Source organism: Nostoc sp. NOS(2021), assembly GCF_017115025.1.
In the GTDB taxonomy this organism is placed as follows: domain Bacteria; phylum Cyanobacteriota; class Cyanobacteriia; order Cyanobacteriales; family Nostocaceae; genus Nostoc.
Genome location: NZ_JABXKM010000298.1, coordinates 1 through 6,972, shown reverse-complemented (window position 1 = coordinate 6,972; position 6,972 = coordinate 1). Strand labels below are relative to the sequence as shown.

At 42.2% G+C, this 6,972-nt stretch carries 6 protein-coding genes; 2 read left to right on the top strand and 4 right to left on the bottom strand.

Annotated elements, in window-relative coordinates:
* Nucleotides 1-71: 71 nt before the first annotated feature.
* Together HWQ41_RS29180 and HWQ41_RS29175 are read right to left on the bottom strand one after the other, a co-directional pair.
* Complete coding sequence (locus HWQ41_RS29180) at nt 72-1,835, bottom strand: WD40 repeat domain-containing protein (RefSeq protein ID WP_292770813.1); 1,764 nt, start codon at nt 1,833-1,835, stop codon at nt 72-74.
* A 412-nt stretch (nt 1,836-2,247) separates the two neighbouring features.
* On the bottom strand, nt 2,248-2,643 hold the full coding sequence (locus HWQ41_RS29175; protein ID WP_292770811.1) for a hypothetical protein: 396 nt from the start codon (nt 2,641-2,643) through the stop codon (nt 2,248-2,250).
* 209 nt (nt 2,644-2,852) lie between these two features.
* Here HWQ41_RS29175 and HWQ41_RS29170 point away from each other — a divergent pair, with 209 nt between their 5' ends.
* Both HWQ41_RS29170 and HWQ41_RS29165 read left to right on the top strand, forming a co-directional pair.
* Nucleotides 2,853-3,836, top strand: coding sequence for a dienelactone hydrolase (locus HWQ41_RS29170; RefSeq protein WP_292770809.1), 984 nt, complete (start codon nt 2,853-2,855; stop codon nt 3,834-3,836).
* A gap of 11 nt (nt 3,837-3,847) precedes the next feature.
* Nucleotides 3,848-4,525, top strand: coding sequence for an SDR family oxidoreductase (locus tag HWQ41_RS29165; RefSeq protein WP_292770807.1), 678 nt, complete (start codon nt 3,848-3,850; stop codon nt 4,523-4,525).
* Between the two features lie 153 nt (nt 4,526-4,678).
* On the opposite strand, the gene HWQ41_RS29160 is transcribed toward HWQ41_RS29165, so the two are convergent.
* Together HWQ41_RS29160 and HWQ41_RS29155 are read right to left on the bottom strand one after the other, a co-directional pair.
* The gene (locus HWQ41_RS29160; RefSeq protein WP_292770805.1) at nt 4,679-5,752 is read right to left on the bottom strand and encodes an aromatic ring-hydroxylating dioxygenase subunit alpha; all 1,074 of its coding nucleotides are present in this window, start codon (nt 5,750-5,752) and stop codon (nt 4,679-4,681) included.
* Nucleotides 5,753-6,096: 344 nt separating this feature from the next.
* Nucleotides 6,097-6,951, bottom strand: coding sequence for a pyridoxal phosphate-dependent aminotransferase (locus HWQ41_RS29155; RefSeq protein WP_292770803.1), 855 nt, complete (start codon nt 6,949-6,951; stop codon nt 6,097-6,099).
* Nucleotides 6,952-6,972 lie beyond the last annotated feature (21 nt).

Sequence of the window (6,972 nt, the reverse complement as noted above, 5' to 3'; positions counted from 1 at the left end):
GCTTTGGCGGGGTGGGGTTCTTTTTTTGATTTATGCAAGAAGTCTAATTAATTACGAATTACGAACTAACATTAACTGCGTTGCCAAATTTTAATTGTCTTATCCAAACTCCCGCTAACCAACATCTCGCCGGAAGCTGTGAAGGCTAATGCTGTGACTATATGAGTATGACCTGTAAAGGTACCCAGCAATTCTCCGGTTTGTAGATGCCACAATTTGATAGTTTTATCAGCACTACCGCTAGCGATAATTTGTTCATCGGGACTTAAAGCGATCGCATATACTCTATCTCGATGTCCTTTCAGAGTATGAAGTAATTCTCCAGTCTCCAATTGCCAAATTTTAATCGTTTGATCCCAGCTACCACTCACCAGCAGTTTACCATCTGCACTGATTGCTAAGGAACGCACGATGTGAGAATGACCCATGAGGGTATGCAGTGGTTGTGCGTCCTTTAAACTTTTGATCCCCGTCTGGGGTAAGGTGCGCCAGACTTTGATTTTGCGATAGCTACCTATAACCAGAGTTTGCCCGTCTCGACTCAAAACTAGGGAATGAGCAGCTGTATCATCTAAAGAAAGTGCGATCGCAACCTGACGATGCATCAAATCCCAAAACAGAATTTTTCTGTCATCTCCGCCTGTAGCTAACATTCTGCCATCTGGAGTGAAGGCAGCACACCGCACTACCCCATTATGTTTATGCAAAATATCTATCAAGTCTAAAGCGCCTACATGCCAAAGCTTAATTGTGGAATCTGCACCGCAACTCACTAAAGTCTGTCCATCGGAACTAAAAGCTAGAGAATTCACTTCATCCACCAGTCCAGATATCACCCAAGGATACTCTGATAATGTCTCGATTAATTCACCCTTGCTTAAATCCCATAGCTTCGTCTCTCCCCGACTACCACTTGCCAATATGGGTAAAGCTTTGCCATTCCCACACCCGGAACTGAAAGCTAGGCAATTAATGCCTCTATTGTGCCCTTTCAAAGTCTGCCAGCATTCCCAGTCACCTACTATACCCTTGAGGCAATGCTCTGATGGTAGAGTCTGTATTGTATCTGCGATCGCGCTCTCAGTAATTACTGGCGACGTGTCTTTTTTGCCAATAAGTGATTCTAAATACCAACTCACCCCCCCCGCATACAACAATTTACTTGGAGTGACATAGAGTTTTGGTTCAGTAAGTTCAATTTGATTTGCAGGTAAAAAACCTGTAATTATGCTTTGTTTTTCGTATCCTAAATTACCTGTAGATGGATAAAACAAACATAGAAAAATTAATACTTGGTGATTTTTTAAATCTTCTTGAGTAACCGACCACCTAATTTTGTCTTTCTTAATACCATTAAAACTTTCTCCATCAGCAACGTAAACTTGAACACCTAGCTGAGGATTATCTTTGAGTACATAAGAGAATTTGCTTTCGCCACACAAATTCCCCTCATCATCTAAAATCATGTTTTGCAAAGTATCTTGTGACACCTTTTTTACCAACTTCCCCAAGCGTTCAGTTATCACCCAGTCAACAATATGCTCCCGAAAAAGATAATCTTGAGCTTGCTGTTGGAAGTATTTGGGAAAAGGTATCGTCCTGTCGGGAGGCTCAGGATATTCCGGTGGCGTCGGCGGCGGATTTTTGGCGAGAACTTCTGCTTGTTGGCGAGAAAGCTCTTGGAGTTTTGCCAAAGGCTCACCCCAAAATCCGATAATTTCAGTGTGACAACCTTTGACTTGACTTTCCAGCAAAGATAAGTCATAAGTTTTAGGTTTTTTCACACGTTGAAGGAAGTCAGTTTGTTGAGCTTTGAGTAAGCTAATCCAATCCATCTACATTCCTGCGGCAAACTATTGCATACCTACGGTAAGCTATACCAATGCAATTACTCAAGTTTATAACCTTAGTTAATTAAAAATTCAGTAATGTTATCAGTCTAATAAAACACAGTCATTGGCATATATTTGCGGGAAAGATATAGATGGATAGCACTTAGACATTTCATTAATTGATGCAGCTGAAGTATAGAGAATTAGATGATATCAGTCAATACTAGCGGACATGGAGAATGAGATACTGTTTCTACGGAAACAGTTCTAGCTGCAAAGGAAAGTTTAATGTGAGAGTGATTTCAAAGGTTGCGGCAACGTTAAGCCAACAAATACCGACACAAAAATAACCTAATAGCGATGATTCTAAGCGAGATCATCTGAAATAAGCATAAATGGTGAAGATTGGCTAATTTTAACCTTTGCGTTTTGGTTGTCTGGGTGTAGTACTTACATCAGAGGAGTCGCCAAAAGTATCCCTTGCTTCGATCTGTTTAATTTTCATTTGCAAGTTTAAGTCATCACTGCTAACAATTGTTTCTAAATTTGCTAATCTCCGCTCTAGCAGTTCTATTTGCTGCTGTTGCAAATAGTTAGTTTTTGATTTTTGCTCATCAGAACGCCAAACAGCAACTGTACCAACAGCTGCGCCAGCAATAGCAACTAAAGGAAGAATAGCACCACTTTTAGTAACGACTGAAAGTGGGACGCAAACTCCGAGAATGGCTACTGTAATTACCCAAATTCTTGTGGTGGCAGATAATCTGACATCTTGATATTGTTCTAGATTTGTTTGAGATTTTTTAGCCATAAGTAAATCCAAAGAAAAGTTATTTGCTAGATTGGCACAATTGCTTACCAAAATACTTCCTACAATTGGGTTAGGTATAATTGCTATCGTAATATTTTTGTAATTATAGTTACTCAGTTATTTCCGATCGCTAGATTGGGATTGTTAAAAGCAGTTGTACCTGAGCAATAGAAAAATTTTCAGAAAATGATATTAGGAAGAATCCCCAGATGACAGTTCGTGCTTTTTTCCAAGCTGCTAAAATCGAGGGTTTCCAGTCTCCTTACGATACCATTCACCTAAAAATTTTCTATCCAGCACAGATATCGAGGCGTAAGGTAGAAAGAAATAGGGAAATTTTGCCCGTTGATTTAGAAAAGGCACCTTTTCCAGTAGTGATTTTCTTCAACGGCTTTAACTGTGATGCTCAACAATATCAATGGTTGGCGGTTAAACTCGCTGAACGTGGATTAGTGGTGATTCTCTTTAACTGGATTGCGGAAACTATGCCAGGAATAATGAGTCTGACTCCAGGGGTTGATTTTGAAAAAATGAAACCAACAATTTATCGTACTGTTCCCACTGCTTCAGCTTTGCCAACACTGCTAGCGAAAGTGAAACAGTTACAGTCTGAGGGTATTTTAGCTGGAATGCTTGATCTACAAAGAATAATTTTAGGTGGACACTCCGCAGGTGGTAGAGCAGCGATCGAAAATGCTGATCCCTACTTTTTCCCTTCAGTCGCAGCATCTTTTGGTTATGGTTTACACACTATGGGAACGTTATTATTGGGGTACGAGGCAGGTACTATCTTACCCTTACCAGACTCCCTACCACTTCTACTGATGGGAGGAACCTGCGATGGAGTAATTGCGAACAACAGCGATCGCTATGGTGTAAGTCCTGGAAATACTACCACTCCAGTCATCCGTACATTCCAAGAAGCAATTACTGGAGGACGAAATGACAGCTATCTAGTACTTTTGGATGGAGCAAATCACTTTTCGATAGTTGATCAGCTAGACTCCACCCTAGATACACCCTTGTTGGACTTTCCCGCCACCCAACCCCAAGAAAGCTTCCGTTTGCTGATGGGTGAAATCATTAGTTTGTTTATTGACACTCATGTTCGCCATCAACCAGAAGCATCTCAACTGCTTGAGCAATTATTAAATACTGCCAATCCTCTGATAAAATCCTTTGAGCGTAAATAGTTAAGCTGATTATGACAAGTGCATCTTATATTTTTCTGGCTGGAGCAAGTCGCGGTGTTGGTCGAGAAATTGCTCAATATCTGAGGGCGCAACAGCTAAAGGTAAAAGCACTCCTGAGAACAGCAGCAGTTGCTGCTGAACTAGAAGGAATCGGTATTGAGGTAGTTCTGGGAGATGCCTTAAATGTTGAGGATGTAGAACGTGCCATCTTGGCAGATGAACCTATTCACACCGTTATTAGTACAATTGGCGGTTTACCATCAGATGTAGAAAGGCCGGATTACCCTGGTAATAGAAATCTGATTGATGCAGCAGTTAAAGCTGGAGTGCAAAAGTTTATTCTTGTATCTTCCATTGGTGCTGGCAATAGTGTTGTTGCTGCGTCACCCCAAGTTTTAGAGGTACTGGGAAAAGTTTTAGCTGAGAAAGACAAAGCTGAACAACACTTAATTGCCAGTGGACTTACCTATACAATCATCCGTCCTGGTGGACTAAAGTCAGAACCAGCAACGGGTAATGGCGTTTTGACTGAAGATCCACACATTATTGGTAGTATCAATCGTGCAGATGTCGCGCAGTTAGTTGGTCGCTGTTTAAATAGCCAACACACCAATAATAAAATCTTGTCAGCCGTAGACCGAAATATGCTGTTTGGACAAAGAGAATTTGCAGAATTTACTTTGGAGTAATTTAAGGGACTTGCAAGAAATAAATTATCCAAAGAAACGTAGACGCAAAGCGGCTTGCCGCAGGCTACCACTCCAGACGCAGAGAACACAGAGAGAAGAGAAATAGAGAGGATTTTTGCGTCAGTTTTGGGATATTTTTTTATTTGTCAGTCCCTAAGCACGCCAACGGAGTATTTGACCCTTGACAGGATTCACAAATTCTCGTCCTTCAGCGACAGATCGAGCATACTCCCGCTTTAACTGGTAATACCACTGCGCCTGCATATCTGAATCCTTAATCAGCCGCAGCACAGGATTATATTTCAAACCAATCTGCTGCTTTTCCACAACCGTTCGGTCTTGACCAATGAAAGTCCGCGCCAGCACATGTAGCAGTGGCTTGAAAAATCCCACCCAAGGAAGTGTCCAGTAAAGAGCAAAAGTTACCTCAGTTTCTGTGTCTGAAATCGGTGTAACTGCCGTTAAATTAACGACTCGATGGTTGCCAATAGTGGTTTCTTCGATTCTGACTCCAGGTAAACGAAAAGAAATCTCCGTTTCCGGCACACCACCGCCAATCAGCCAGTATAATCGACCCCCATTCGCTGGCAATCGGTGTCGTCGCATCGTGAAGCCATAAGGTGAAGCGTCAAACTGCTTTACTTCTTCGTGCAGTTGCTCATTTCGCCACCACCAAGCGCGATGAACGTAGGGTGAATGGGCAGGGTCCATCAGACCTACTACTGCATGATCTATAAAACAGGGGAATCTCATCACCTCTACGAACTGGGGCGTTGGCGAAGCCCCCCGTAGGGATCGCTCATCAAATCCTGGAATTACCGGAATCTCCATCTCAGAAGCAGGTTGAGGGTTATCGGCATCAGCCATATATATCCAGATATTCCCTTGGGCTTCCCGAATTGTGTATGATTGTACGTCGAAGCGACTCAAATCCATCTGCTGTTCTTCCACAAGAGACGGGATCGCAGTACACCGCCCAGCCGAATTAAACCGCCAACCGTGGTAGCAGCATTCCACTTCCTGCCCATTGAATCTACCACAACTCAAGGGGACACCACGATGAGGACAAATGTCTGTCATCGCAGACACTTTGCCATCCTGGTCACGAATTAACAGCACCGGTTCTCCCAAGAAAATGCGGCTGATCATCATACCTGGCTTGATCTGATTACTAGGCAGAGCATAGTACCAAGTATTACGTAATACAAAATTATCGTTATTTTTCATAACTAATACCAAATTGAGATAGATAGTATGTTGGACATTCCTGGAACAGACTTTTGGTAAAGATGTTTAATCTAAAATCCAAAATCTAAAATCCAAAATTGGTATAACTGCGTCTGCCTTTGACACAACGAAAGTCCTGGTTTGTGGAAAGGAAGGTTATTGTTGAAAACATTCTTTCAGGTTTTAATTGCTGTAAGTAAATTCAACTGATACACTTATTGGTCGTGTTCGTAATTCTCTCAGATTTAGGTTGTTCTGGAAGTATTGCAGGTTTAAAGTTGGATTATTCGCCAGAAATTTGGATAAATACCGTTCTTTTGCGCGAATCCAAAATTGAATGATTCTTAACTCCTAACTATAGTTTCCAAACCTTGCACTAATCTTTCTATACCTTCTTTTGCCGTCTCTTTTTGCAGCGCACCATAGGCAACGCGTAGATAGCATCCGTCATCCATGCCAAAGGTTGTACCTGGAATGACTGCTACTTTATGTTCCTGGATCAGTCTTTTAACTAACTCAAAAGCATCCATTTGGGTATTAACTTTGAGGAAAAAATAGAAAGCGCCATTGGCGGGTATAATGCTACATAAACCTTGTAGGCGGTTAAGGGAGTCGAGTACTACTTGCCGCACTTGGCCCAACGCACCTATATTACTCTTCAAATACTCCTCTTTTGCCTGCAATGCCCCTAAAGCTGCATATTGGGAAACTACTGGCGGACAAATCAAAATTGTATCCTGCACTTTTTTGACGGCGACAAATAAGTGTTTGGGAATCACCATGTAGCCAATACGCCAGCTGGCAAAACCGTATGCTTTGGAAAGGCTAAAGAGAGAAATGGTGTACTTACTACTACTCCCAAATGCACCAGGGGAAACGTGTTTTACCCCGTTATAGGTAAAGTATTCATAGGCTTCATCGCTGATGTGGTAAATGCCGCGATCGCTACAGGTTCGATTTACTTGGCGCAATGCTGCTTGTGAATAGACAACTCCAGTCGGATTATTTGGTGAAATTGTCACCACAGCCCGTGTTTTGGGAGTAATTGCTTGAGCGATCGCTTCTTCTCGCAGTTGGTAATTTTCATCCGTCGCCACTAATACCGGACGACAACCAGCCATTGCGATCGCCATTTCGTGGTTGAAATAGTAGGGCGTATTCAGAATGGTTGAGTCGATGGGGAGTATTATCTCCCGCACCTCTCAGTTAGATCCGAACGT

Bases quoted from the DNA above. Each gene is read 5' to 3' on its own strand.
- HWQ41_RS29180 (WP_292770813.1), bottom strand. From the start codon at position 1,835: ATGGATTGGATTAGCTTACTCAAAGCTCAACAAACTGACTTCCTTCAA.
- HWQ41_RS29175 (WP_292770811.1), bottom strand. From the start codon at position 2,643: ATGGCTAAAAAATCTCAAACAAATCTAGAACAATATCAAGATGTCAGA.
- HWQ41_RS29170 (WP_292770809.1), top strand. From the start codon at position 2,853: ATGACAGTTCGTGCTTTTTTCCAAGCTGCTAAAATCGAGGGTTTCCAG.
- HWQ41_RS29165 (WP_292770807.1), top strand. From the start codon at position 3,848: ATGACAAGTGCATCTTATATTTTTCTGGCTGGAGCAAGTCGCGGTGTT.
- HWQ41_RS29160 (WP_292770805.1), bottom strand. From the start codon at position 5,752: ATGAAAAATAACGATAATTTTGTATTACGTAATACTTGGTACTATGCT.